The sequence below is a fragment of the Nocardia sp. NBC_00508 genome (assembly GCF_036346875.1).
GTDB lineage: Bacteria > Actinomycetota > Actinomycetes > Mycobacteriales > Mycobacteriaceae > Nocardia.
Genome location: NZ_CP107852.1, coordinates 283,271 through 310,232 on the forward strand (window position 1 = coordinate 283,271; position 26,962 = coordinate 310,232).

Annotated in this window: 5 protein-coding genes; 1 reads left to right on the top strand and 4 read right to left on the bottom strand. The window is 68.4% G+C overall.

The window, feature by feature from the left end; all coding sequences use genetic code 11:
• From OHA40_RS01170 to OHA40_RS01185, 4 genes are all read right to left on the bottom strand, one after another.
• Positions 1–22,476 carry a helix-turn-helix domain-containing protein gene (locus tag OHA40_RS01170; protein WP_330231210.1) on the bottom strand — a complete coding sequence of 7,492 codons (22,476 nt, stop codon included), beginning with the start codon at positions 22,474–22,476 and terminating at the stop codon, positions 1–3.
• 3 nt (positions 22,477–22,479) lie between these two features.
• Positions 22,480–24,060, bottom strand: a complete 1,581-nt coding sequence (locus OHA40_RS01175) for a hypothetical protein (protein WP_330231211.1) — start codon at positions 24,058–24,060, stop codon at positions 22,480–22,482.
• A 16-nt stretch (positions 24,061–24,076) separates the two neighbouring features.
• The gene (locus OHA40_RS01180) at positions 24,077–25,468 is read right to left on the bottom strand and encodes a hypothetical protein (protein WP_330231212.1); all 1,392 of its coding nucleotides are present in this window, start codon (positions 25,466–25,468) and stop codon (positions 24,077–24,079) included.
• A gap of 307 nt (positions 25,469–25,775) precedes the next feature.
• Positions 25,776–26,702, bottom strand: coding sequence for an NAD-dependent epimerase/dehydratase family protein (locus OHA40_RS01185; RefSeq protein ID WP_330231213.1), 927 nt, complete (start codon positions 26,700–26,702; stop codon positions 25,776–25,778).
• Between OHA40_RS01185 and OHA40_RS01190 the strand changes: the two genes are divergently transcribed.
• Positions 26,691–26,909, top strand: coding sequence for a hypothetical protein (locus OHA40_RS01190; protein ID WP_330231214.1), 219 nt, complete (start codon positions 26,691–26,693; stop codon positions 26,907–26,909). The genes OHA40_RS01185 and OHA40_RS01190 overlap by 12 nt on opposite strands.
• The last annotated feature ends 53 nt before the right edge of the window (positions 26,910–26,962 follow it).

Here is a 26,962-nt window from a genome sequence, read left to right on the forward strand (position 1 = left end):
TTATCCGCCCGATCTGGTTCCGGACCCGTCATCGCCCGGGGGCCCAGACCACGGCGTGGACATCGGTGGACCATCCGATGGTGGTGTCGCGGGTGAGAACGCCTCGGGTATCCGGAATCCGCTCTCGGCGACCTCCGCGCGCAGGAGTGCGAGATCCTTTGTCTGTCTGGTCCATATCTCGCCGACGTCCGTCCTGAGCGTTTCGCGCATCCGGACGGAACCGGTTACGTCCCAGACCGCGAGGCGCATTCCCGCCTCGGCGGTCTGCCGCACGAAATCCTGGGACAGCAGTGGGTACGGGATCGCGACACCGGTAGCCCCCGCACGGCGCGCATCATCGATGATGGCGTCGATCTTCTCGGCCCCCGGCCGCAGCGCGCGAGCCATCCAACCGGCCGCGCCACGCATTCTCTTGGTGACTACCGTCAGCGTGTTGACCATTGCCACGCGCTGCCAGTCCGGTGCCAGCTCTGCGGCTGCCGTCAATACCCGGAGGTCGAACGCGTGCAGCTCCCCTCGTATGCCCTGCCGCTCCAGCGTGGCCGCGATCTCCGCCACCTTCGCCCGGACTTGCGACTCGGACCAGGCGGGCCCCGCGGTCACCTCCACCGACAGCGCCGCATCCTCGAAGGCTGCCGACCGGCACATCACGTCGAGGGCAGCCATATCCCCGGCAGCCCGGCCCACCTCCACGGCGATCGCATTCACCCCGATCATCAGGGCGTCGGCACACGCCCGCCCGGCATCCGCGAGCCCGTTCTTCCCGAGTTGCACCGCCAGCCTCGGCCCCATCCGCGCGACGTCGGACGGACCCACTGCCGCTCCGGCTGCCTCGACCGGAGCCGGCCGCAGCCCGCCGACCCCATCGGTCGCCACTCCCGCGGCAGGTCCCGGTAGGTCGCGGCGGGACCGGTGATCGCCCGGTGCGGCGAGTGCCGCGTCCAATTGCGGCGCACGGCGATCACTGGCTGCGTCGACCACCCTCGCGCGGATGCGGTGCATCGCCGTCGGATTGTCGACAGCAGGCCGATGCTGCTCCGTGGGCACCTCATCACCCCGCCCGGAGAGGCACCACGCTGCGTGCCGCAACGACTCCGTGGGCTGTGCGGCACCGAGCAACGAATACTCCAGGTACTCGCCGTGCCCATCGAAGGGAGCCAGCGAATATGGGAAGCCGCGTTCGGCACGCACTCGCGTCGCGTTGGTGTCGGTGGCCGGATCGGTCCCCAGCCCGAATGGCCCGTCACCGAGCACGCGGCCCCGCGCATCGGGCGCATCCCCGCCGAAACCGGTGACCGGGTCGTCGGACTGGGCCAGCACCCAGGTGTTGCGACAGCTGGCATCCGTGGCACTGTCGAACCGTAGACCGCGCCCGGGCGAGCCCATGACCACGCCGTGTTCGAAGACACCGTCCAACCGGCCGCCGACGCCGCCTTCGGCAACGACCGGGGTCCCATAGCTATAACCGAGCTTCGACATCCTCGCACGGATCACCGCACGCCACGCCAGCGCGTCGCGTGCGAACAGCCTGCCACCGGCCTCTGCCAGTTCGGGCCTGGAGGCCCACGCTTCCTTGTTGTTGGCGGGCGCTTCGTAGCCGATCCAGCACACCACGGCGACCTTGGTGGAACGATCCGCCCGCACCAACTCCTCGTACAGATTCCGCGCACTCGCCAAGCGAACCGGCGCCGACTGCAGCCGCGTGTTGACACCGTCCACATACCAAACCACATGTTCGGCATCCTCGAGCCGGCAGTTGCCGATGACGAACGTGCCGGATCCGTTGCCTCCAAACGCCTGCGGGTCCAACGCCATTGTGGTGACGACCGGCGGAGGGATGTCGCGGTGCACAGTGACCGAACGGGTGAGTGCCTCGCCGACGGCGTACAAGTTCCTGAAAACCTGACGCTCGGTCCGACTCGCGTTCGTCCTGCCTTTCGCATGGATAGCGGAGGCAGTGGCATATCGCCAATAGTCGTTCGCGTAGTTCGCCACCTCGGACGGAAGTCCCGGCGCGTTGCCCACGATCCCGGGGCAGAACGCCACGATCGCGCGCTGCTCGTCGCCGTGCAGCGAGTTCCACCACCGTTTGTTGTCGACCGCGAGTCGACCGGCCCTCGTGAAATCGTCCGGCAGACCTCGATGCAGCAGGACTTCGGGCCCCGCACCTGGGCCGCCGCGCTTCTCGATCGCGCTCCTGGCGAGAGCGGCGTCGCTGCCGGTCTCGCTCAATGTGGGCACGCCGTGCGGGTTACGCGGCAGGATGCCGGCATAGACGGACTCGGTCTGCTCATCGACGGCGCGTTCGATACATTCGGTGAAGCTGACCCACCCTTTCTGTACGGGATCATGGCGCGCGACCCGATCCGGATAACCGGCCAGGATGCGGCCCACATTCTCCAGCGACTCCGTCGGCGCCTTGGTGCGATCGTCGATATACAGAAGGAATTCCACATCGATCGGCTTACCCGCCTCGAACGGCTCCTTCTCGTATCTCTGCGCCATATCGCGCATATCCTTCAGCACCGCATTCCTACGTCCCGCCTCGCCGGTAGGAAACCGGCACGCGAATTGCACGCCTGGCAGATCCTTCGCTTTTGCTGGGCTGCTCACCCGGGATGCGATTCCGTAGTACACGTCGGTGGACGACGCAATGCCCGCCAGTGCATCACTCATCGTCCTCAGATTCGCCTCGCCACAGACCACTACCGTGTCGACGCTACGGGCGGCCCACTCGTGTGCCAGAGCTTTCTTCGCGGGTCGACCGCCGTTGCCGTGTACGACCAACTGGAGTTCCGGCCGGACCGACGGGTGCGGCGCTGCCCCGGTGTCCATGTCAGCAGACAGCGCCGCGATATCGCCGGCCAGGCGGTGACCATCGGTCCCGGACCACACCACGACCCTGACCGGGCGCTCCGGGTTCTCCCGCACCGCGACCTCATAATGGTTGCACGCCAACTGCATTCGCTGATCGAGGCGGCGCAGATCGCGGTCGGTGCCGTCCACCTGCCACGCCTCCGCGACGGGATCTCCGCTGCCGAACGAGATCATGATCGAGCCGGCACCCGGATCGTCGGTATCGAACCGCTCGAGCAGCACGGTAGGCGCCGGCACTCCTGGCGTCTCGATCGTCGCAGCACGCTGACGCGCCCGGATCAACAGGTCCTCGACATTCAGCAGGTAGTCCCGCAGCGCCCGCTCGCGGCCGCTCAGCTGGGTCGCTATCGCCGCGACCTCGAGTGCGCCCCGCGTTTTCGCGAAAGCCCAGCGATTGGCCTGGTCGCGCACACCTCTCGGGAATCCGCCTGCGTTGCCGACGAATTGGGGCCACACCCGCGCCAGCGCTCGCAGGTCGTCCACGCTCAGATTCCGCGTCCGACGCGCGTTCTGGGCCGCGTGCTCCGCACACTCCTGAGCGGCAGCCACCGCGCGTTTCGCGGTCGATCTCCTCCACCAGTACACGAGATCGTCCGGGCTCGCCCCGGCACCCCAATGCTCACGCAATACCCGATCGGCCCGCATGCGCAGCTCGGCATCGGGTGGGGTGTAGGTCGGCAGACCGGCACGCGCGTCGACCGGCCCGATGAGATCGGCGGGCGCGGCCGCTCCGGCACGCTCCAGCTCCCCCGCACGCACCGGATCCGCCGGCGCGTCATCCCCGGGCCTGCTGCCGATGTAACCGACCGGTCCAGCACCAGGGTTTGCGGGTGAGCCGACCATTCGGCCGCTCAACTGCCGCCGGATGAGGCTCAGCAAACGGCGGCGGCTGCCGGCATGCAGCTGCGCACACCACTGTGTGAGCACCTCGCCCGGGTACACAGGTGCGTAGGGCTGCACGAGCAGCCGCCACCGGCCAGATGGGTCCTTACCGACCGTGACACGCGCCGACACGACACCGAGGTCGAGCACTTCGCTTGAGCGTTCCGTCAACGGTGCCGGTTGTTCCGACATCGGCGTGGGGAGGATGGCATCGTCGGGGACGTCGAGGACTATTCGGCGCAGCGCCGCCATGGCGCCGTGCGGATCATCGGGCTCGTCAGCCCGATGTGGCCGGCATCCCTCCTCGACCGCACGGTCGGTCAGTATGTGGCCGTTGGACGTCATCGTGTAAGAGGAGTCACCGGGCCCCTTGAACACGCTCGGCGGGAGCGCCGCTATCCACTGCTCGAAGCTCGATCGTTTCGGTGATCTCCCGGGTTTGGTTCCCGCCTTGTCGAGCGCTCCCGCACTGCACAGGCGCAGGTACTCGTGCAGCAGCCGGCCCGGGATCAGTTTCCGGCTCGGATCGGCATCGTCCGGCTGAAGATGCTCGCTGCGAACCTCTCCGTCGATCCGCAGCCGCACGCCGTCGTAGGCGATCCGCAGCTGGCCACCGCGGCGCCGGATCGTGTCCAGCGCGTCCGGGCGTTCGGTGAACAGCTTGCGCAGGACACTGCCGTGCTCGCCCATGCTCGCGACTCTCAGGCCGGTCGGGTTGCCGTCCCGGTCCGCCTGTACCGCCACCTGCGGGTGTCCCTCGATCGGTGACGTCCCGGGCGACCGTAGCGCCGCTTCGATCCGCGGGCTCGACACGGCGGCGTCGACCATCTCGACCAATCGCGTCGGCGCACCCGCGGCGCCCTCGGCCAGCTCCCACTCGTCGAACGCGGCGGTCAATCGCTGTGCGTCGGGCCGTCCTTCCATCCATTCGGCCAAGCCCGGGAACTCACGGCGCCAATTCTTCTTGTTGAACGGCTGGAAGGCCCGCGATTCCCGGCTCGGTGGCACTCGAAGCTCCCGGCCGCCGGCCGGTGGCTTCGTCCACGGACCGGGTCCGAACTCGACACGTACCGTGTGCGACCAGTTCGCAAGCATCGTGTTGCTGATCTCCGCGATTGTCGTGAGTTCGACTCCGCTCAATCTGGTCTCGCCGCGGCGCGGCTGTGACAGCAGCCACGAGCAATCGGCGCCGAACGAAAGCACGGAGGCGGAATCAACCCTGGGATCGGTTTCGCCGTCCGCCACCGCGACGTGCATCAACCGCTCGTCTCCGCCCGGCTCACCCGTGCCGAACCACATCACCACGTCACCGCGCTGTGGACGTGACCCCATGTCACGGTCCGAGAGGAGTTGCCGTCCGGCCGGCACCAGGAGGCCGGGCAGTTCGTGCACCCAGCGCCGGGAGAAGTCGTCAGGGTCGTCCCAGTTGTAGATGGCGCGGACCTGTTCGCGGTCGAGTGCGCCGGCGGCGACGGCGGCGTACACCACCATGTCGATGCAGCTCAGCGGCAGGTCTGGGGCCAGGCCGGGAAGCTGCCCATCACTCGACCAGCCCCACTCGGCGAAGAGGCTGTCCGGTTTCAGTTGACACCAGTAGATCGTGTCTGTCCGGGTGAAGTACCCGAGCAAGGACTCCACGACGCGGGGCGACGCGGGTACCACATGTGATTCCACCGTGTCTGCCGCGACGTGTGCATCACTGTCCGATCGCCGCGACCACGGCGTCGTCCGCGGCGTCTCCTCCGATGCCGGCCTATGTGAAGATTCACCCTGTTCGGGTGGCCTGCTCCCGATGAATCCGTCCGGCCTGATCGTGCCCTCGCCTGGCGCGGAATCGCCGCGCAACACCGATGGATTCGGCGGCAGATCCGGCTCCGCCCTCGCCTTGCTCCACGGCGTCGGCCGGTTCTGCTCGCTCGCGGTGACGTCGGCGGGTTCACGATGGTCGAACGCACTGCGCAATCGGGCGACCGTATCGACGAGAACGTCTGTCGCGGCGGCGGCCGGCAACCCCAGCCGCTCGGCGGTGCGGGCCAAGGACATGCCCTCGACCAGGTGCAGCATGACCAGCCGCTCCGCGATGGCGGGGTCGGCCATGTCGGCAAGCGCGGCGCGGACCGTCATCACGAAGTCGGTATCGGAGAACCCTGCGGGAACCGGATCGGCTACGTCCCGGTGCGGCGACCCGTGGTTGCCGCTGATCGGCGAGTCCAACCGCAGAGTGGGCCGAGCCAGGATCTCCCGAGCCAGCGCGACATCGGCCACCTTCAATCCCGCTCCCCGCGCGATCTCGGTGTCCTCGAGCGGCGCACCCGCGGAGACCATCCTGCTGATCTGCGCTTCCACCGTGCTCACGAGCTTCCGTGTGCGGTTGTCGAGATCGGGGAATCGAAGCGCGAGACGGTACCGGAACACCGCTCCGCGGCAACTGGCCCATGCATGAGCAGCGAACGACGCAGACGGAACGTGGTTGGCGATCGCGCTCAGCATCCCGATCCAGGCGGCCTGTCCCGCGTCGTCACGAATATCCGGAGGTTCGCGACGGGCCACTGCCTTCGGAACCCACGCGAATCTCTCGAGAATCTCGTCCTGGACCTCTCCTTCTTCGGGCGAACCCACCCGAGTCACGACATACCGTCTGAATAGTTCTTCTTCGTCTCGATAGCCGGAACGCTCGTATCGATCGGCGTAGAATCGCTCGACGACCTCCAGCAACAACTCGCCGCCGACGCCCTGCGCTCGGCACAGTTGCCGCACTTTGCTCAGCCGCGGGAGATAACGATTGTTCTCGATACTGGAAAGAGTGCTGCGAGGCATCTGCGCACGCCGCGCGAGTTCGGTCGTCGACATCCCTTCGTCGTAACGTAGCGCCGCGATCCAACGCCCCAGCGATTCGTGTGCAGCGGGATCGATATCGGCGGTGGTATCCGAGTAGAAGTCCCGCACCGCCTGGATCAGTAGGCCCCCCGAGACTCCCAGCGCCCGGCAGATTCGCCGGAACGTGCCGAACCGCGGGCGTCGATTCTCGGTCTCGACCTGTGCCAGGTACGTCGTGGACAGACCGGTCACACGGGCGAGTTCGGCGCGGCTCATGTCCCGGTCGTGACGCAGCGCGGTGATCCACCTGCCGAGGTCGTGTGCCGCTGGCTCGAGGTCGAGATCGATGTGCGGATAGAAGTGCCGGGTTGCCACCCTCAGCAGTTCGTCGTCGATCTCCAATACCTCGCAGATTCGCCGGAAGACCGCGAACCTCGGCACATAATTTCCGGTCTCGATATGGCCGAGATGTCCCCAGCCGGGCCCGATTGCTTCCGCGAGCTCGGTCCTGGTCATGTCCCGGTCGTGACGCAGAGCCACGATCCAGCTGCCGGGTGACGCGGGATCGTGGGTGTCCGGATCGAGATCGAGTTGGAGATCCGGATAGAAATGGTGTGTGGCCGTGCCGAGGAGTTCCGGCGCGACGTCCATGGCCCGGCAGATCCGCAGGAAGATGATCGAGGTCGGAGTGTATTCTCCGGTCTCGATTCCGGCCAGGTATCCGGCCGACGTGCCCGCGGCGCGTGCCACTTCGGCTTGGGTCGTGTCCTGGCCGTGCCGCAGCGCAATGATCCAGTTACCGGGTGAGGCGGGATTGTGCGCCGTCGGGTCGAGATCGAGCACGAGATCCGGATAGAGGCTACGCGTAGCCTCCGCCAGCGCCTGCTGTTCCACGCCGAATGCTCGAGCAATCCGGAAGAAGAGGTTCGGTGGCGGGCGATCCCCGTTCTCGATCTCCCCGATCCGCGTCGGCGTCACTCCGACCGCGCGGGCGAGGTCCGCCTTGGTCATGCCCAGGTTGTTGCGATGCGCGGCAACCCAGCCACCCGGCGAATCATGCGCGGCAGCATCGGTTTCGAGCTCGACATCAGGATAGAACCGCCGAGTAGCCTCGGTCAGCGCCTCGCCCTCGACTCCCAGCACGCGGCAGACCTGCTGAAAAGTGCCGAGGGAGGTCCGTCGCCCGTTCTCGATATTGGACAGTGCGGCATTGGTCAGGCCCACCGCTTGCGCAACGTCCTTCTGCTTCATCCCCTGTTCGAGCCGCAATGCTTTGAGCCACGCGCCCCGCGAGGCGTCCAACGACGGATCGGACTGCTCCCGGCGACGGCTGCCGATGAATCCGTGGTTGCCCGTGTCCGGCCGGCTCCCTGGGTTATCCTCCTGCCCCGGGAGATCGATGACGAGTTCCGGGGTGATCTGCGGTGGCCGACCGGCGGTGACGTACTCGTGGATCGCCCACTGCGGCGTACCGACCGCCGCGCCGTGGATGTCCGTCTCGGCGAACCCGACGGCAAGCGCCTCGTATTCACGGAGCCTCGCCTTGGTTTCGTCGACGAAGGCGTACACGGGCAGTCGCGCGAGCCAGGTCTGCTCGGGTTCTCGGATCAGGCCCAGTTCGTGGAGCCGGGACCAGGTTTCCTCCAGCACCTGCCGCAGGGTCACCGACAGGAGTTCCACGGCATCGATCGCGTGGACGAATTCGTGGACAGCATCGTGGTGGAACGGTCTGTCACCGATCGGATTGAGACCGCGCTCCCGCATCTCGATACCGCGTTCGACAGTCCAATCCGGCCTGCTCGCATTGCGCAGGCTGAACTGTATCCCCAGGGTTCGGAACGTCGATTCGGAGTCACGCTGGGCGAAGGATGCGGCGCCGGCGTTCTCGTTACCCAGGTAATCGATCCACAGTCCCCTGATGTTGGTACGGCCCGGGAACCTGGTGAGCATCTCGTCCAGCGCGCCGAGGATCTCCTCGACGACGTGGGCGGGAACATCCGGATGGTCGAACCCCACGATCGTGATGTGCGGGTAGTCGAGGTTGAACGCTTCGACCCGTCGCGCCTTGGCCTGCGCTTCGAAGTCGAGCCCGGCGCGATGCGATATCTCGCCCGGCGTGCGCACGGCGTGCCACTCGACCTCCGCCAGCGCGTCCATGTACCGGCCGTGTATGTGACGCAGCGCGGGCTTGTACTCGTTGGATATCGGAAGATCCGAAATCCATGATTGCAGGTATGCCACCCGCTCCCGAATGGTCGAGAGCTCCGACCTCGTCATGCCGTGGTGCTGCCACACCTCACGGCCGTCGATATGCCGCACGAACATCGCGGCGAATGCACCGGTCGGCGTCGCATCGATCGCGGAGGGGGCGCGACCGCCTCTCACCTCGTTGTCCGGGCCGACACTCCACTCTGGCGCGGCGCGGTCCGTCCTGGTCACCGCGTCGAAGAGGCCGAGTCGCCTGGCCGAGCGCGAGCCGAGAATCCCGCGGTCGGGTGCCTGCAGGCTGTTGCCCGGCTGCCCGGGAGTGATCTCCCGATAGACCGTGTCGTCCTCCAGAATCAGGCAGGTACGCCCGACCGGCGCGTCCATGATCGCAGCGACTTTCCGCTGCAGCACCTGCTCGAGAGCGGCCACCGGGTCGGTGTACGTCTCCGCGAACACTCGGGTGCCGTTGCCGAAGGTCACCGACTCGACCCGCACCCCCGGCGCATCCTCGACCGGCGAACGTTCCGCTGTTCCGGACTCCCTGCCTGCGAGCACCAAGTCCTGGAAGTCGGGACCGGCGGACGCGTCGTCGCCGGACGAGTTCCCCTCCTGTGGCCGGCTGCCGATGAATCCCTGTGGACCGCTCGCGCCGTGCCGCTCGATGAACAGCCCCGCCACCGTTGCGCGCACCTGCTGTCCGGACATGTCCGGTGCGAACACGGCTGATTCACCCCGTGACGGGCGGCCGGGCCGCGGCGTGGATTCCCCGGGGCGGCTACCGATATAGCCGTCGAACCGCTCCGGTCCGGTGGGCTGGTGTCCGGGAGCGTCACTGTCGGCGGCCGTCGACCCGCCGATATCGGGGAGGAGAGACCGGACCGCCGCCGTCACCGTCGGTGCGAATTCGGGCAGGGTCGCGATCCGCTCGGACTCGCTGTCGGCGGACCGTCGGCTTCCGGTCCTGGCGGTGCGGCCGGAGAGGATCCGATCGGTGACGACTCCCGCGACCGCGCAGGCGAGGAGCCGGGCGGTGCGGGCGTCGATCTCCTCGACCACTTCGTCGAGGTGCGCGGCCAGCATCGCCCGGTGCCGGTCGTGCAGCCGGTGTGATCCAGGGCCGGGTGCAAGCAGGTTCAGGTGCAGCACGCGGGCCTCGTCCGGATGCTCTGCGAGGGCGGTGAGGTAGGCGTGGATGGCCGCCCGCAGCCGCGACAGCACGTCGTCGCCCGCGGCATCCGGCATGGCGGCCCGGGAGGCGACCCGCACGCGCTCGACGGCTGCCGCGCAGGCGGCCTCGAAGCCGGTTCGCTTGTCGGAGAACAATTTCCGGTATGTCCGGGGCAACACCTCGGCGCGCCGCTGGACGGTCTCTGGAGACATCTCGGTGTAACCCTGTTCGGCCGTGACCGCGATCAGCTGTGTCAGGATCCGTTCCCGCTCATCGGGTTCCGTCCGTTGTGCCGAGCGACTGTGCTGTTCCCGAGATGGCACCGCAGCGTCGGCCGGGCTGTCGGTGGCGGCGGAGCCGACGGCCGCGGTCGTCGTGCCGTTCCGAAGCAGATCGGCGAGACCTCGGCGGAGAGCAGGCACGGTGGTGGCGTCGCCGGTCGCGGCCCAGTCGGCGAGCATGCCGTAGACCCCTGCCGCCAAGGCGCGGCGCTCCCGCGTCGGCGTGATCGACTCCTCGAACACGGTCGCGAGCGTGGCGGCGATCTCTCGGGTCATGCCCACGGTGAGTTCGGCGCGCGCTCCCGGGTCGGCGGCGAACCCCTCGACCAGCAGCACGCGCGCCATGGCCGGGCGTGTGGCAAGGGCGCTCACATATGTGTCCACCGCGGTGGCGACACGGGCGGCGCGGTCCGACGCCGCCATGGCACGCACCTCGTCGACGACCAGTTGGTTCAGGTTGCTCAGGGCCTCCCGGTGCGCGTCGGCCAAGGCGTTGTGGGTGGTCAGGAAGTGCTCGCGGAAGGTGTCCCGGTGGATCCGCGCACGCAGGCAGACGTCGTCGACGGTGGTTGCGCCGAATCCATGCCGCGACACCGTCGCCACGAACGCCCGCAGGATGCTCGCGCGTGGATCGCCCTGCCACGCAGCGGTTCTCGCGGACGGATCGAACAGCCACTCATCGGCGCCCGCCGCCGCGAGCCGGATGGGCAGCGGATCCCGCGCCGGTGCGAACTCCACGACCGTGCCGCCGATGACAGCTCGCCGCACCGCGGGATCGGTTTCCATCGCGTCGGCCACGGCGAGTATTCGCTCGTAGTCGGTCTCCTCGCCGCGCGCCACCACATGCCCGTTCTCGATCCTCACCTGGGTGCGGGACGGCCGGATCGCCGGGCGAGGGTGTGGATCGGTGTTCAGGGCGGCATGCACAAGCATCTTCGCGCTGCGTTTGCCGGTGTACGGCTGCAGCAGTTCCTGCAACCGGCGCGCGGCCGCCCACGCGCCGGGCACATCGTCGAGTACGGAGTCGAGTGCACCAGCCCAGCTCTCGACATCCGGCGCCGCACCGAGAGGCTGTTCGACCAGATTGAACCGATCCGCCTGGTCGCCGTATTCCGCCAGCTGGGCGAGGAACCGGCCCACTCCGCTGGACGACGGCACCACGACCGGCACGCCCTGCTCGATCGCCTCCAAAACCACCAGGCCGAAGCCCTCGGCACGCGAAGGCATCACCACGACCGTTGCCGAGCGGATATCCGCCTGCAGCGTCGCACGATTCGACGTCCGCGGCGCCACCTCGACCGCATCCGGGTCGCCGACCAGCCTGACCAACTCGGCGCGGGCCGAATCAATGCCGCGTTTCGGATAGCCCCGCACCACCAGCCGCACGTCGCGCCCGCCGGCCCGAAGCCGCCGCACAATGCGGGCGATCTCCGCCACGCCCTTCAACGGGTCGTCCGCACGGCCGAACAACAGAATCCGTGCCGGGTCGCCGGGCGCGGGAACCGGCGGCTGCCCGGCCATCACCAAACCCGGCTGCAGCTCGTGCACCGAGCCGTGCCCCGCCATGACCGCCGCCGACAGCGCGTCGGTGGCCAGCACCGATCCGAGCCCGGTCACCAGATGTGCACGCCGCGCCAGATAGACATCGGCCGCGACCTTGGCCCGGCCACGTTCCGGATTGTTGCCGAGGGTGGCCCGCAGCATCGGCGTCAGATGATTGACGCGAACGACTTTCGCGGCGGGGTGCCGCTCCTCGGCAGCGAGCACAGCGGCGAGACCGTCGCCCGCATCGTGCACGATCACCAGATCCATCGATTCCGGCAGCTCGTCCCAGTCGGACAGCATCCGCTCGCGCGTGACAGCGAGAGCCCCGCTCTCGCGGTGGCCGATCACCGTCACACCACGGATCCGGGGAGCGCGCCCCACTTCTCCCGTCCGGACCGTCACTTCGTGCCCGGCCTCGGCCAATGCCTGGCACAGCGCCACATTCAACGTGGCCATACCGGTTCCGCCCATCCCCCACTGGGCGCAACACACCAGAATCCGCTGCCTGGTGAAGTCGAGCCGGAGACGATGCCAGACCTGGCCCTGAGGCAACGGATCGGCAGTCTCGACGTCGATGTGGCAATCCGCGTCGGACAGCTCGCGGCGCAGGTCCTCCGCCGTCACACCGGGAGCGGGATCGGTGGCATCCGGCCGGGTGTAGTCCAGCTGGGCAACCAATCGCGGCCGACCGTCGGTGTCCTGCGACGAGGTCACGACGATCACGGGGGTTTCCCCCGCCCGGGCGCGGGCCACGTCCGCGACCCGCGGCATCGCCTCGATGACGTCCTGAGACATCCCCGAAGAATCAGATTCGGGCAGTCGAGCCGCGACGAGGTCGGCGAGGGTGCCGGGGGCCGATGCGTGAGCGCCGGGCCTGACGACCAGCTGCCAGCGGAAGCCGCTGTACTCCTCCCGCATCTCGGCCGCGTGCGCGCGGGCGTCGCGATAGGCGTCGAGCGGCGTATAAACCGGGTCGCTCGCCAAACGGTCGGCGATCTCCCGGATCTTCGCGGCGTGGTCGCGGCGCATGTCCCGGTTGGCCAGCAGCCACCCGTCCGGCGGCCGGTATCCCGTGTCGGGATGAACGAAACCGGCGTTGGCGCGCAGGTGGTCGATGAGGGCCTGTCGCGCGGTGACATGGCCACCTTCCGGCGTCAGACGTCCGAATCGGTCCGCGAGCCGCAGCGCCTCGCCGACGTCGATGACCCGAGCACCCCATTCGGACCGGACTCGCCCGGAAGTCCTTGCCGGGTCGAAGCGCCGTGACAGCAGGTCTTCGAGCGCCAGTTCGATGCTCTGCACGACCGCGTCGGGCTCCGACAACGTCTGCAGGTCCGCGGCGGCGACCCACCGGGCAACCCGCGTCGCCGCGTCGAATTCACCGTCGGTCATCTCCCCCCATCGCTGCCGCATCTCCCCCACGGCGGCGGGTGACGCGATCAGCTGGCTTCGGGTCCACTCGTCGAATCCGGTGCCGTTCACCGCGAATGCCAGGATCCGAGCAGCGCTCGGGTCGAACCCGTGCAACAGGGCGCGGTCATGAAGCAACTCCGCAGAGCGCAACTCGTCGTAGCCCTCGCCGTCGTCGCTGCGCCGCCCGCCACCGTAGACGAGATCGCTCCAGGCATCGGCGGCCATCGCCCAAATGATCTCGCGCAGGCCGGCGCCCTGCAGCACACCGTTGTCCACGATGCGGCGTAGGTGCTCGGCCACGTCCATGCCGTTGTGGTTCAGCGCCGCCACCCCGAACTCACGCAGTTCGAAGGCCTGGTTGTGGATCTGGTCGGCGCGACCGATGTCGGGATGGCCGTACAACGTCCGGTTGGCGAACAGCCCCTCGGCCGCCAGCCGAATCCCGCGCCGGATGTCCGGATCGCCGAGCTGTTCCAACGGCACCCGCGCGCGCAGGATCTCGGTCACCTCGTCGATCTCGCGCGCGATGATCTCCGCGGGCAACGGCAGACTCCGTTCGGCGCCACCCTCCGGATCGGTCGATGGCCGGCTGCCGATAAGACCGCCGGGGCCGCGCGGCCCGGCGCGCTGTTCTCGCTCGTCAGGGGAGTTGTCCGCCTGGACGAGGTAGGCGCATTGGGTGACGTTATAGCCGTTGAAAACGGTATCCCCCGGATCGACCTGTACCGGAGTCAGTTTCCGGCGCTCCGCCGCCAGGTGCCCGAACAACACGGGGCGATTCGTCGCGGCACCGCCTGCACGGCCGTCGATAACGATGGCCAGGCGACGCCCGCGGGCCGCGGCGATGCCCTGCGCCCAATCGGTGAACTTGCGGTAGAAATCTGCGACGGAGACATGGTTGATATACGTCTCCAACGGGTTGAGACCGCGCACGAGGAGAATGGGTTCACCGGATGCGTTGGTGGTCTCGATGAGAAGGCCTGCACCGGCCAGCGCGGTGCGGCCAGGGTCGTCGGGATTCCGGACCATGATGACGGCCGTCATATTCGGCATGGCCGCGGCCACCGAAGGATACTTCCCCGCCCAACAGGCGCTGGCGATATGCCCGGAAAGTTCGAGCAGCGGCCCCCGCGTAGGGACGAATTGCAGTCGAGTGGTATCGCTCGAAACTCCCACACCCTGGGTGCGCAATATCGCCTCGTCCAGCGCAGCGACACTGGTCATCCGGCGGAATATGTTCGCACCCTTCCGGTTCGAGAAGTAGTGCTCGAACACTTCCCGGTTGGTGATGTGCTCAACAAAATCCCGGACGAGACTGACGTGCTCCAGGGTGGGTTCATCCGACCGGAGATCACTCAACCGATCGACCCATTCCGGATGCTGCCGCATCGCCCAGGCGAAACAGATGGTCCGCAGATCGTCATGCAACTCGCCGACGCGTGCCAGACGCTGAAAATTCCGCTCGAAATCCCGAAGTGAGCGGAGCATCGGGAATTGCGTCGTTCCGTCTGCCTCCGGTGCGGTGAGCTCCTTCAGCTCCTGCGCTCGAGCCACCATATTCCGGCGGGCCATATCGTTCATGGGCGCACCGTCGGCCAGCGTGCCCGAAGCGATGGAACGCTCCAATGCCTCGATGTGCTCGGCGATGCCCCGTCCGAGTTTGCCGAGCAGATAGGTGAACGGCCGCGGGACCCCCGTCAGTGCCGAGTGCGCGTGCCGCAGATTCTCGGACAGCCTTGCGAAGCGCGTCAGCAGATCCTCGGTCCACTGCGGCCCGGACTCACTGCTGCGTGTCCGCAGTTTGGCGACTTCGAGCACACCACTGGTCCGATACGCCGCGGGCATCGGTGCGATGCGGCCTTCCGCCGCTGCCCGATCGTGGTGGCCGAGCAGTTCACGCAGAGACACGACACCGCTGGGACCCCACCCTGACGTGTCGTAGTTGGTGACAGCGATCAGCAATCGGGCGAGGAATTCCGAAGACTGCACCTTCGCCAGATTCTCCGGCGATATGCTTGCGCTTTTCACTTCGGTCACGAACGAGCGTGCGATCTCTTTCAACTCACGGATGCCCGCGTCTCCCGCGTGCCGCAGTCCGAGCACCTCTCGCTCAACTGCCTGGGCGCCATCTGCCACTAGATCGCGAAGGCATCGCGCAAATTCCGGCGTCACGTCCCGGACCAACTCCATCGCCGCGCGCACCGTCGGCGGTCGCTGGCTGGGAGGTAGCTCACTCACCTTCTCCACGTAGCGGATGAAGTCGCCGCCGTGCGGTCCGGTGAGGTAGATCTCCTCCACCTCACGCAGCCGCTGCGCAGTGAAGGTGACGTCCGAGCTCACATGATCTGGGATATTCGCGATTTGGCCCGCCGCCAGGAAAACGTCGGCGAACTTCTGCCGGACCGAACCGGGGGAGAAATCATCGAGAGAGAGCAGGAAATCCCAGGCTCGGTCTTGGGAGGTCACCTCGTCGCCACGGGGCGAACCACCGAAGATCACCCTGCCGATGTCGCCGGACCGCGGCGGTGGCACATATCTGCCGAATCCCTCCAACAAACGGGATTCCACAGCACCTCCCGGTATTTCTGCAATCCGGCTCAACTCCCGGCGCATGCTGTCGAAATCGGCCGCGCTCGGTTTCGACATCCTTCTCCCGACATAGCGAGCGAAGTGAGAATTGTTCCGGTGAATCTCTCGAAGAGCGCCGGAGACCTGGGATCCCGCGAGGAATTCGATCCCATCGCCGATAGTGGCGCCGGTCCAATGATCGCTGTGCACCATTTCGAACAGAATGACATCCGACTGAGGAGCCAGGATCACATCCTCGATATCGGGATGAGCGGCGATACTGATCCGAACCTGCTGCCTGCGGAGACAATCGGCGAGCCGGGCGCTGTGCCCGTCTTCGGCGTAGGCCTCGGCCGCCATCTTGTTGCTCTCGAACTCGTCGGCGAGGGAGTGAAAATAGCCGACGATTTTTTCCTGGGCGTCGGCCGGTCGTCCGGTCAGCCTGCGGATCAGGCGGTCGATGTCGTCCGCGCTCAGCGTAAGGCGTGATCCGAGCCGCGCGAGTTCCCCGGCGGCGTCCGCCGGCGACGGCACCTGATCGAATTCCGGCAGTACCGAGGACAGGATTGCAGCGCAGCCTTCCTGCACCTGGCGATTGGAGACTCTGAGGTCCAGCTCTGCATGGGTCAGCCACTGGGCATCGGCGATCTCCGTACGGTCGGCACCCGCGCCGAACCGTTCGGACGCCTCGACCAGCACAATGCCGGCTTCCGTGGTGCTCGACGGACCCATGGCGTGGCCATCCAACTCCGCCTCGCGCGTGGACGGCAGCCGCCACAGGCCTGGCCCGCCGTCGTCGGAGACCTCCTTGACCACCAGGAATCGTTCGACACCTACCGCATCGACATGCCGCGCCAGCACACCGGCAGCGGGCGACCCGGCAGCGGGAAAGCGCTCGCCGACAAGCCCGGCGGCGTTTTCGCCGGAGCGACCGCCAGGATCCGACAGTGGCCGGCTGCCGATACGACCATCACCTTGGCCCGACCGCGACACCGCCTTGGGACCGTGCTCGATCTCGGGGCTGTGCTCGATCTCGGGACCGTGCTGGATCTCGGGACCGGGAGTGGCCGGGCGGGAGTTACCCGGTGGCCCGCCGTCACCCGGGGTGCGGTGCCCGGCCAGCGCGAACTGGCTCCGCCGAGGTGGCGGGGCACGGCTCGACCACACGGATGGCGGGGAAAGACCGGGGCTCGAGGAGGAGACGACCGGACGCTGCGTTGTGGAAAGGCGGGCGAGGGGTTCGCCTCTGCTGTCGAACTCGATCGCGAAGAAGCCACGGTCCGCCTCATCGAGTTGGCCTATGGCCCCCTGCTGTTCACGCTGCCATTGCTGGAACGGGACTGCTCTATCCAGCAGCATGCGCCGCCCCGCGAGATCAGTGGGGGTGATCGGCGCCTCGCCGGGGGCGGCCGCAATGTCCAGGACGACCAGGTTCGGGGCATCTGCCCGGTCGCTGTCGTTGACCAGTAGCACCAGGTGGCTTTCGACTTCTCCCTTGTTCATCCATTTGTAGACCAGTGCTTGGCTCCCCCCGGGCCTTTCCTTCAGCGCTTCGGCCGCATCGGCCAGCGATCCGAATGTCCGGAACGTGCCGCCGAAGGCCCGCTCCGTGTCTTCGGCGTCGTGGCCTCGGAGTGGCATGTCGTCCGGAATGTGGTAGACGTACTCGTTGTCCGGGTACAGCACCCGCATCATCGTCACGCCGTTGTTGACGCAACTCTTCGGGCTGCGCTGGTGGATGGCAATGGTGAGGTCGAGCAGGGCACCGGCGGCCAGGTAGAAGGAGGCGGCGAGAACGAGGAACTCGGCGGCCGGTTCGTCGTCCGCAGCAGTCTCGGTGGTGTCCAGCAGGCGGGTGACCGCGTCGGCGAGCACGGCGCGGGCAGCGGCGGCGTCCACGTCGACGGCGGGAACGCCCAGCAGGGTCGCCAGCTCGCCGCGGCCCGTGTCGACGGCGGCGCCGACCTGGCGCACGCCCTCCGCCCCGGCAACCTGGGCGGGCTCCCAGCCGAGTTGGGCTGCCAGCCGGTTACGCTGCGGCATCAAATGATTCAGCGCTTGCTCGTCGGTGAGGGCGTCCGCCCGCATCACCGCCGCGGGCGGGGCGTAATCGAGGTGCTGGTTCAGCGCTTCCACGGCAGCGGACGACAGACCGGCTCGTTCCAGCAACCTACTCAGCGGATCATCGTCATCGTCATCGTCATCGAACGCGGCCGCCTGGAGAAATGCAGGGATCCCCAGCCATCCGGCCAGCCGCGCGAACCGGTCGCCCCGCAGGTGCGGTTGGACGCTGTCGGGCCCGGCATGCACCGCGGGCACCGCGGCACGGGCGGTATCCCCCTCGGCGGCGACTGTGTCGGCTTCGATTTGGTCAAAGCCCGCCCCGGCATGCCCGGTCTCGACCCAGGTCTGGGCGACGCCGGCCCCGGTGGCGCTTTCGGAGGAGGTTGCCGAGCTGACGGCATCGCCACCCGCGCCAGGGGGCGCGTGGGCCTGGTTGGCGCGGCGCATCGCACGTTCCAGATACGCGCGGTCGGCGGCGGCGTTCTGCAGTGGGGAGGCCAAACTGCGCATCTCCCGCTCCGCCGCGGCGACATCGGCGGCGGCAGCGTCGAGTTTCGCCCGCGCTTTCCGCACAGCCTCCCCCGGTCGCGCCGCATCCATATCGCCCGCCCGACGGGCGGCTTCGGTGTATCCGGCGGTGGCCGCGGCGTGCTCGGCCACGGCGGTCCGATAGTGGGTAACCGCGATCCGCGCACCGTGATGCTGCGCCTCGCTGTAGAGACGGTCGGACGCCGCGACGTTGAAACAGAAGCTGCCGTTGCGGCCGTTGCGGCCCGCGCGTGCCGCCCACTGATGATCCTCGTCCGGATTGGTCGGCGAGCGCCCCAGCATGTGCGCGTGCACCCCGCCCAGCTGATTGACCTCGTCGCTGATCGATACGTCGAACCCCCGGCCCAGCATCCCCGTGCCGACCGTCACCGCGGCCCGGGCACCTGCGGTGTCCTTGACCGACAACAGGTGTTCCTCGGCGGCGTTGTTGTCCCTGTGCTCGGCGAACCAGCGGGCATCGATCGCATTGTGTTCCACACCCGCCTTGGTCAACATCAGCGAGAATTTCCGCGCCAGATCATTGAATGGGCAGATCACCAGCACCGGCCGCCCCTCGGCCTGCAACTGCTGCACCCGGACCACCGCGTCCCGCAATTTCTCCGGCTCGGTGAGGAATATCCGATCCTCCTCCCCCGCCAGCTTCGACCGGCCGAAGTCCTCCACCTTCGCCAAACCACCCTCGACCGGGAAATTCTCCTTGATCTCCGCCGCGGTCCGCTCCAGTGTGCCCGACATCAGATGCAACCGTTCGTATCCGCCGAGCACGTCCTCCACGGTGACCTGTTTCGACCCCGTCCCATCGGAATACACCGGGGCACCGAACATCGCCTCCACCATTTTGTGACGGCCGCCGAACCAGCGGCTCTCGCTGCCGATCTTCGGATCACTCCGCGGCTTCCCGTACTCGTCGAGGATCTGAACCTTCTTGTCGGACTGCTCTCCGAAGATCTGGAAATCCCGATTCAGCTTCAACCGGCCCGCTTTCACATCCAGGAACGCACGGGCCATCTCGGTTTCCTCGGCGGTGAACGTCCGCCCGGCATAGCGTTCCCACAACCTGGTCACCGTGTCGAGGCACTGCTCGGGTTGCTCGCGCAGCAACCGCGCCGTCAGCCTCCGTGCCGCCCCGATCTCCGTCGGTGTCAGCGTCCGTGCCGCCACGACATCCCGCGCCGTCAACGGACCATCGTGGAATGCCTCCTCGAGACGCACCGATAGATCCTTCTCGGCGGTGATTCTGCTGCGCAAGACGGCTTTCAAGAAGTCACGCACCCGGTACACCGCGGTGGCCTCGGCGGCCGACGCGACCTCACGCTGCCCGTCGGACTGATAGTGCACCGTCTGGTTGTGCACCAGCACCGCGTCCGCCTCATCGATCGTCGCGGTTTTCCCCGGCGGCGGCCGGTCGAACAACTCGGCCGTCGCGCGCTCGTCGTAGGTCATGTAATAGACGGTCGGATGTTCCGGCTCGCCCGGCGGATTGTGCGGATCCCAGCGCGCGACCTCGTACCCGAGGCTGCGCAGCATCGGCGCGAATTCTCGGACCCCCTCGTTGGCCAGAACCTCGGTCGTGGTGATCACATGATGAACCCGCACCGATTCCCCACTCGCCAGCGCCACCGGCTCCCCGCGCGACAGCTGCCACAACGTATCCAGCGCACCGACCATGGACTTGCCCTGCCCCGTACCCATCTGACGCATGAACCCGTGCTCACCGAGCAGGAACGCCTTGATCTGATTCCACCGCGGCGTCTTCCCCGTTCCCTCACGCATCGCGTCGATGAGCCGCAGCACCGACTCCACCCGATCCCCGTGCTCCATCGCATGCCTGCGCTGCTCCCACGACTCGCCCGCCAGCTCCTCCTGCCGCAGCCGATACAACGCCAGCGCCTTCTGCGCCGCAGCCTTGAACTGCGCCTGCTGCTCGGTCGTGAGGTCCTTCTTCGACACCGGATCCGCCGACGGCAAAGCGACCAGCTCCTGCGCCAGCTCCTCCGCCGGACGGTCGGTTCCGTCGTGCACGGACGGGCGGGCATCGGCCGGCACCGCATCCCCGGAATGCTGCACCGACGGCGGCTCGTCCGCGTGCTCAGGTGCCGTAACCCGGGCCGGACCCGCACCGCCGCCCCCGGACGCGTCGCCCACCTCCGCCGGTGGATCGACCCTGGCCGATCCTGCCCCCGACCGCGCTGCCGCGGGCTGCTGCCCGGCCGCGACGTCGACGACCGGATGCCCCCGGGAGCCTCGGGCACCGCTCGCCGCATCCGCGTCGTCCTTGCCATGATCTGCCGACTGCTGCGATTTCGAACCGAAATGGTCGCCGCTGGCGCCGGACACGACCGCGCCGGAAGCCGGACCACCCCCAGTTCGGACACCACCACCGCCAGCCTGCGCACCACCGGCCCCCGCATTGCCACCACTGCCGCCCTGCCCACCGCCGCCACCAGCGCCCTGCCCGCCAGCACCGGTGTGCGCATTGCCAGCGCCACCAGCCTGCGCACCGCCGCCGTCGCGTGCACCACCACCATCGCGCGCGCCGCCATTGTCAAGCGCACCACCACCGTCACGCGCACGATCACCGGTTTGTGCAGCGCCACCACCGGCCTGCACATCACCACCAGCCTGGGCACCGCCATCCGAGGGTTCATCACAGCCAGCAGGAAGGTCTACGCCGGCCTCTCGATCACCGGCATGGTCCGGCGCTGCCCGATCGCCTTGCTGCGCAGGCGACTCGGGCTCACCGAGTTGCCGGTCCTCCCCCGCCTGCTCACCCGATCCCGAATCGGCGTGGCGCCGCGGCAGGTCTCCCGCCTCCTCCAGCTGGTGCTGTCCATCTCCCGTCGCGCCCCGCGAACCCACCGGAACCATCTCTCCGGGCCGCGGCGCCCCGATGCCCGTAGCATGGACGGGCGCGGCCGAACTCCTCGGCTGCGGGGTGGCGCCGCTGTTGCTGTCCGCAGGAGCAGTCGGTGCGGGCAACAGCGATTTCGCGCCGCGGGGAGCCCCCGCCAGACCCAGCACAGCGTCCTTGCTGAGACTCGCCTTGGACGGATCGGGTGGCACGTAGACCCCGCTGCCGTCGACCAGTTCCCGCGGCAGCGGAGCGGCATCCGGGCGGGCGCCACGGTGGCTGTCCACGACTCCGGCGAATCCGCCGTTGAGCAGCGATACGAGAAGCTCGTCGAAATGTTCCGGCCAACCGGTGACCAGGGCCGCCGCACCCAGGCCCGCCACCGCGCCCCCGGTCCCGGTCACCAGCCCGAGCACCGCCCGGTTGGTCGCCGCCGCGGGGGAGACCCTCGACACGAGCCCCCTCAGCAGCGTGCCACCCACCGCACCGCCGCCCCCCGACAAGCCCGCGGCTTCGATCGACTTCAGATCGATCCCCCTCGGGTTCTCGCCGTTCGGTCCGGACGCGGTGGGGACTCGGTCGCCGGACGCGACCTGCAGAATCTGCACACCCAGGTCGACACCCGCGGGCAGCGCGGCAGCCGCGCCGACCGTAACAGCGAACCGGAGCGGCCCCAACGCCGACAGCCGGGCCGCCGTCTTCGCCGCGCCGACCTTGTAGGCCTGCTCCAGGCCCGCGCGCATCAGCGCGACCCTGCCCCGGCCCTCGACCAGCATCGACTCCACCACGGGCGCAGCCGCGACCTCTCCGGCCGGACCCGCCGCTGCGGCCGCCGACAGTGTCCCGATGATGCGCCAGGCCAGCTCGATGCCGAACGCGAACATCACGCACAGCGTCTTCTCCGCATCGTTGGCGGCCGCGTGCGCCTGATCGGCCAGAACCAGCGCTTCCTCCCGCAGCCTGGCCGCGCCGTCGTGGTGCAGTTGCAACATTTCGCGCGCCCGGTCGCCGAGCGCGCCCACCGAATCCTGTTCCACCAGAAGGTTCTTCGCGTCATCCGCGTGACCGTTCATGGCGGCGGCCTTGGCCCGCAGCTCCGCGGCCATCCACCGCATCCTGGAGACGTCGGCGCGCGGCAGGTCTCCCCCGAAGACCACCAGTTCGATCGGGCGCCGCACCACAGTGGGCAAACCCTCGAACAACGTGCGCAGCTCCACGACCGGGTTCAGCGACCACGAACCGTCCACCGGCATCGCCTACCCCTGCCGCGACGCCGCGTCGACCAGCACCGTGTGCAGTGTTCGCGCCTGGACGCTCGCCTCGTCGCCGCGCAGCACGACATCGGCGACCGCAGCGCCGAGTGCCCGGCTGACGTCGAATCCGGCGGCGTCCCCGGTCAACTCGGCACGCCAGCGCCGGTAACCGCTCACCACCTCGGCGAGTGTGCTGTTCCATCGCGGCTCCAGGCGCAGGTACTCCGCGATCAAGACGCGCTGTGCCTGCCTGTGCGCGAGACCGCCACCAGCGAAGTCGAGTGCCCGGCCGAATTCGCGGAGCGTCGCCACGTAGATTTCCGGCTCCGCCGCCTCGGCGTCGGATTCCGCGGTGCCAGCGGATCGCCTCGGCTCCAGCGCGATCCGCTGGTCGAGGGTGATCGTCCGGCGGGCGCCCGTGCTCAGGGGGTCGTTTGATTCGCGACTCCACCGCACCGGCCCCGATTCGGCGTCGAGCTCTGCCACCGCGACGACATCGAGGGCGATCACCGGGTAGTCGGTGAGCACCCGGTCGACCGCGGCGACGAACTCCCGCACGGCCGCAACCTGCAGGCCGGGGGTATCGAATCCGACCACCCGCACGTCGTGGTGCTCGGCCAGCGTCCGTGCCAGCCATCCGATCACGGGATGCGTAACCGGTCGCTCGCCGGAGCGACGCCGGTCACGGGGCGATTCGTCGGCGGGTTTCTGCGCCCGGGGCGGAGAACCGTACCGAGTGCTCGAGGGTCTCGGCTCGGCACCCGCGGGCGGCCCGACCGTCCTGGACGACTGCCCGGACCACGGGGTGTCACGCCGTCCCACGGCGCCCGGCGGACCGGCCGCCTGCCGCCCGGCCGGGGCAGGGGGGGCATTCCGGGTGGCGGCCGGAGGGAACACCGCGGAGGCCGGAGGACGGCGACCGGAATCCCCGGCAGGCTTGCCGGAGTCGCCGCTTCCTGTGCCGCGTGCCGCCCGATCCCCGTTTCGGCCCGCTTCCCGATCCCCCGGTCGGCCTGCGGCGGGATCCGAAGGATCACGCCGCGGACCGACCTCCGGCGTGGAGCGTCCCGCGGACCCGCCCGGTGTCCGCGACCCGCCAGGGGTGGATCCTTCGGTGGGGTGAACCCGGTCCGTCGGATACGCCGGGTGCCCCGGCGTCGGAGAGGTCGCCGCGGCGTCGGGCGTCACGGGTGACTGCGCGCCAGCGGGCGCGGACGTGCCCGCGCTGCCGTCCGGCCATGGAGCCTGCTCACCGACCGGAGCCAGGTCGTCGGCCGTGGTGCTGACCCGGTCGGCGGCGTACCTGTCGAGCATTTCGAATTGGTTTGCGGCATATGCTATTCCGGCGGCCGTGCCGTGCAGGCTTTCCTCCATTGCCCGCAGATTGGTCAGCAGCTGGTCGGCATGCGGCTTGAACTCCGTGGCGAACGCGAGGCCCAGATCGTCGTCGCCCCAACTGCCTTCGGCGTGTGCAAGGGAATCGCGCAGTCCCGTATAGGTTTGGCCGACGCGGTCACCGAGTTCGGCCAGCCGAGCTCCCTGATTTCGCAGGCTGTCCGGATCCAACCGAACTTCACCGTTCATGTCGCAACCCCTCCAGTCAGGCTCGGCCTTTGCCGCGCAGCCGGAATCGTCGCTCGAAATCGGTGACGAACACCGACAGCGGCACCGACGTGGTCGAGCGCTCCACCACACCATCGTCGGCAACATAGAAGACCGCACGGTCCAAAGCCATTTCGCCCTCCGGCGCCGGCGAACGCACCAGCCAGCCCACGCTGATGCGATCGGCCCGCAACGTCGACAGCGGATATCCCGTGGCGTCGTAATCTCGCCGACGGATGTGCTCCCGGACGAGATCGAGCGCATCCGATGCGCCGATCCCACCGGTGTGGTTCGCGACCAGGTCCGCGAGCACGAACTGGAACAAGGCACCATCGATGTCGGTGCCGTCACCGAAGACCTGCACGATCGCCTGACGAGTCACCGCACCGGCCTGCGCCGCGGACACCAACAGCTCGGCCGCTGCCTGCGTATCATCACCCGACCGGTCGTCCAGCAAGCTGCCGACGACACCCGCTATGGTGCCGGCCGTCCACACCGCGGGCAGCGCCGGCGCACACTCCGGTATCGGCGCGGACTCGCCCCGATACCACTGCCCGGCCTCCCACCAGTAACAGAACGACAGCAGACCGGTCGCCGCCCGCGGGTTGAGCACCGGGTCGGCCACCCAATCCGGCGCTCCCGCAAACAATTTCGGCATCACGGCGCCCGCGTTGTACGCGGCGTCCAGGACCGGCGCATCCCATACGCCACCCGACAGCACCGCCCGGTCACCGGGCAGCACGGTCAAAGTCGAGCCGCTGCGCCCCGCGCTTTCGAAGATGCCCACCGACGGTCCGATCCGCGGCCCGCGCCCCGATCCGACCGCCACGAATGCTGCCGCCAGCACCGTCCACCGAGCCCACAGCACCGGCAGCTCCGGCAGCTCACCATCCACGGCCACCGCATGCACACCCGCACGCTCATCCGCACGCATCCCGTCCGCGGCTGCCCGCGGCGGCCGCGACCGGCGGTCACCGCGTCCGAGGTAGGCCCCCAGCCACACCGGCAGCCGGTCCCGCGGATAGCGCTCCAAATCGGCGAGATAGGCCTCGGGCGCAAACAACTGCTCACCGGGGAACGGCTCCGCACCGTAATCGGCGACGACCTCGACACCCTCCGTATCGATCCCCACCAGCAACCGCCACCACGGCGCGCCGTTCGACGCCGCCGACAGCTGCCGGTGCCGGTGCACCGCATACCACACCGCATCCGGTACCGGGCACCGGATCGACCGGGTACCGTCGTCGGCCACCAGCAGCGCCGTTTCGGCGACCACGGTCATCGCGAACCACGCCTGCAGCCGCTGCCAGCCGGGCGGCGCGACCTCACGCAGCTGCTCCGCGATTCGATCGGCCAACCCGGCGAGATCCTCATCCCCCGCCTGCGTCACGGCACTCTCCGTGTTCCGCGAACGACAAACGCGCCGAAGCTCCGGCGGCACCAGCGCCCGACCTCGACAGCGAGCAGTTCACGAGCAGTTCTCACAATCGCCTGGATCGGTTTGTTGTGGATCTGAAATGTCCCCAGAGCGAAGGTTTCGCACTTCGCCGCCCGGCGCAATACCGGTGTTTACCAGCCCTGGCAAGGCCTCTTGTTCCGCACTGGACACCCCGCACCGCGCGGCACAGGGCCCACGCAGTTGGTCGGGCGACCACACCCGACCACAGTGGCTGGGCACGGCCGTTCCAGCTAATGCCCTACCGGTTTGCCCGCAAGGCCGCAATAGTGGCGCGCAGCGCGTCTGCGGTCGGAGTCGGTTCTATGTCGAATTCCGCGGTGGCGGCAGAGGAATCGATGACGAACGGACGATCGAACTGGTAGCGCAGCTCGGGCAGCTCGCGGGCGTCAGGATCGAAAAGCCCGGCGGCCCAGAGCATCGCGGCCGGCATTCGATGCACGCGTGCGGGGCGTGCGCCGGCAACCGTCGCGGTTAGTTCAGCAAGCTCACGGATGGACGTCGGCGGCGCGGTCGGCGTGTGCCATGCTCGCCCCCAGGCGTTTTCGTCATCCGCTACCGCCACCAGGGTGCGCGCGGTGTCGCCGACATCGGTCCAGCTGTGCGCTGTGTCCAGATCGCCGGGGAACAGCACCCGGCGGCCGGCCAGCACGGCAGGCAGCGCCGCGACGGTGAATGCCGATTTCGCCCCGGCGCCGATGTAGTCCGACCCGCGAACTTCGGCGGTACGGATCCGGCCCGCCTCATGGGCGGCTAGCGCCTCGGCCCACAGTTTCGCACGCACCCGCCCTTTCGCGCTGTTGGGGCGCAACGGTTGCCGCTCGGTGATCGGCCCGTCGACTTGCCCGTAGCCGTAAAGATTTCCGACACTGAGCAATCCGGCGCCGTTCACCTCGGCCGCGTGGAGCGCGGCGGCGGCCAGTGGCGGGAAATCTATGGCCCAGCGGTGGTATCGAGGCTGAGCGCACTGGAAGACGACGTCCGCGCCCGCACAATGCCGGCTCAGCACGGCGGCATCGGTCGCGTCGGCGGCGATCCGCTCGACCAGCGGGTGATCCAGGCCGCTACCGCGCCGGGTGATCACGCGCACCCGGTCCCCGCGTGTGGCGAGCAGCTGAGCGGTGCCCGATCCGACCGGACCGGCCCCGATGACGACGTGCAGGGACATGGCAATCCATCCTGTTGGCGTTCCGTTTCGAGCACGCTGTTCTCGCTCGAAGACCAGCCTAATCGCGAACGCCGATCCGGCTGGACCCACCTGTTCGGCCTGCTCGAGTTCGACATCTTCGGACGTCCGGACAACGCCGTCCAAGCCCGTGCCGAGTACTTCGCCCACCACATGACCCGAATGGCGGATCTGGTGGGCCTGCCGTAGCAGTCCTGCACGGCAGCGGCGTGTCTCCGGCCGGTTGGCGCAACCCCCCGCCG

Bases quoted from the DNA above. Each gene is read 5' to 3' on its own strand.
- OHA40_RS01185 (WP_330231213.1), bottom strand. From the start codon at position 26,702: ATGTCCCTGCACGTCGTCATCGGGGCCGGTCCGGTCGGATCGGGCACC.
- OHA40_RS01170 (WP_330231210.1), bottom strand. From the start codon at position 22,476: ATGCCGGTGGACGGTTCGTGGTCGCTGAACCCGGTCGTGGAGCTGCGC.
- OHA40_RS01175 (WP_330231211.1), bottom strand. From the start codon at position 24,060: ATGAACGGTGAAGTTCGGTTGGATCCGGACAGCCTGCGAAATCAGGGA.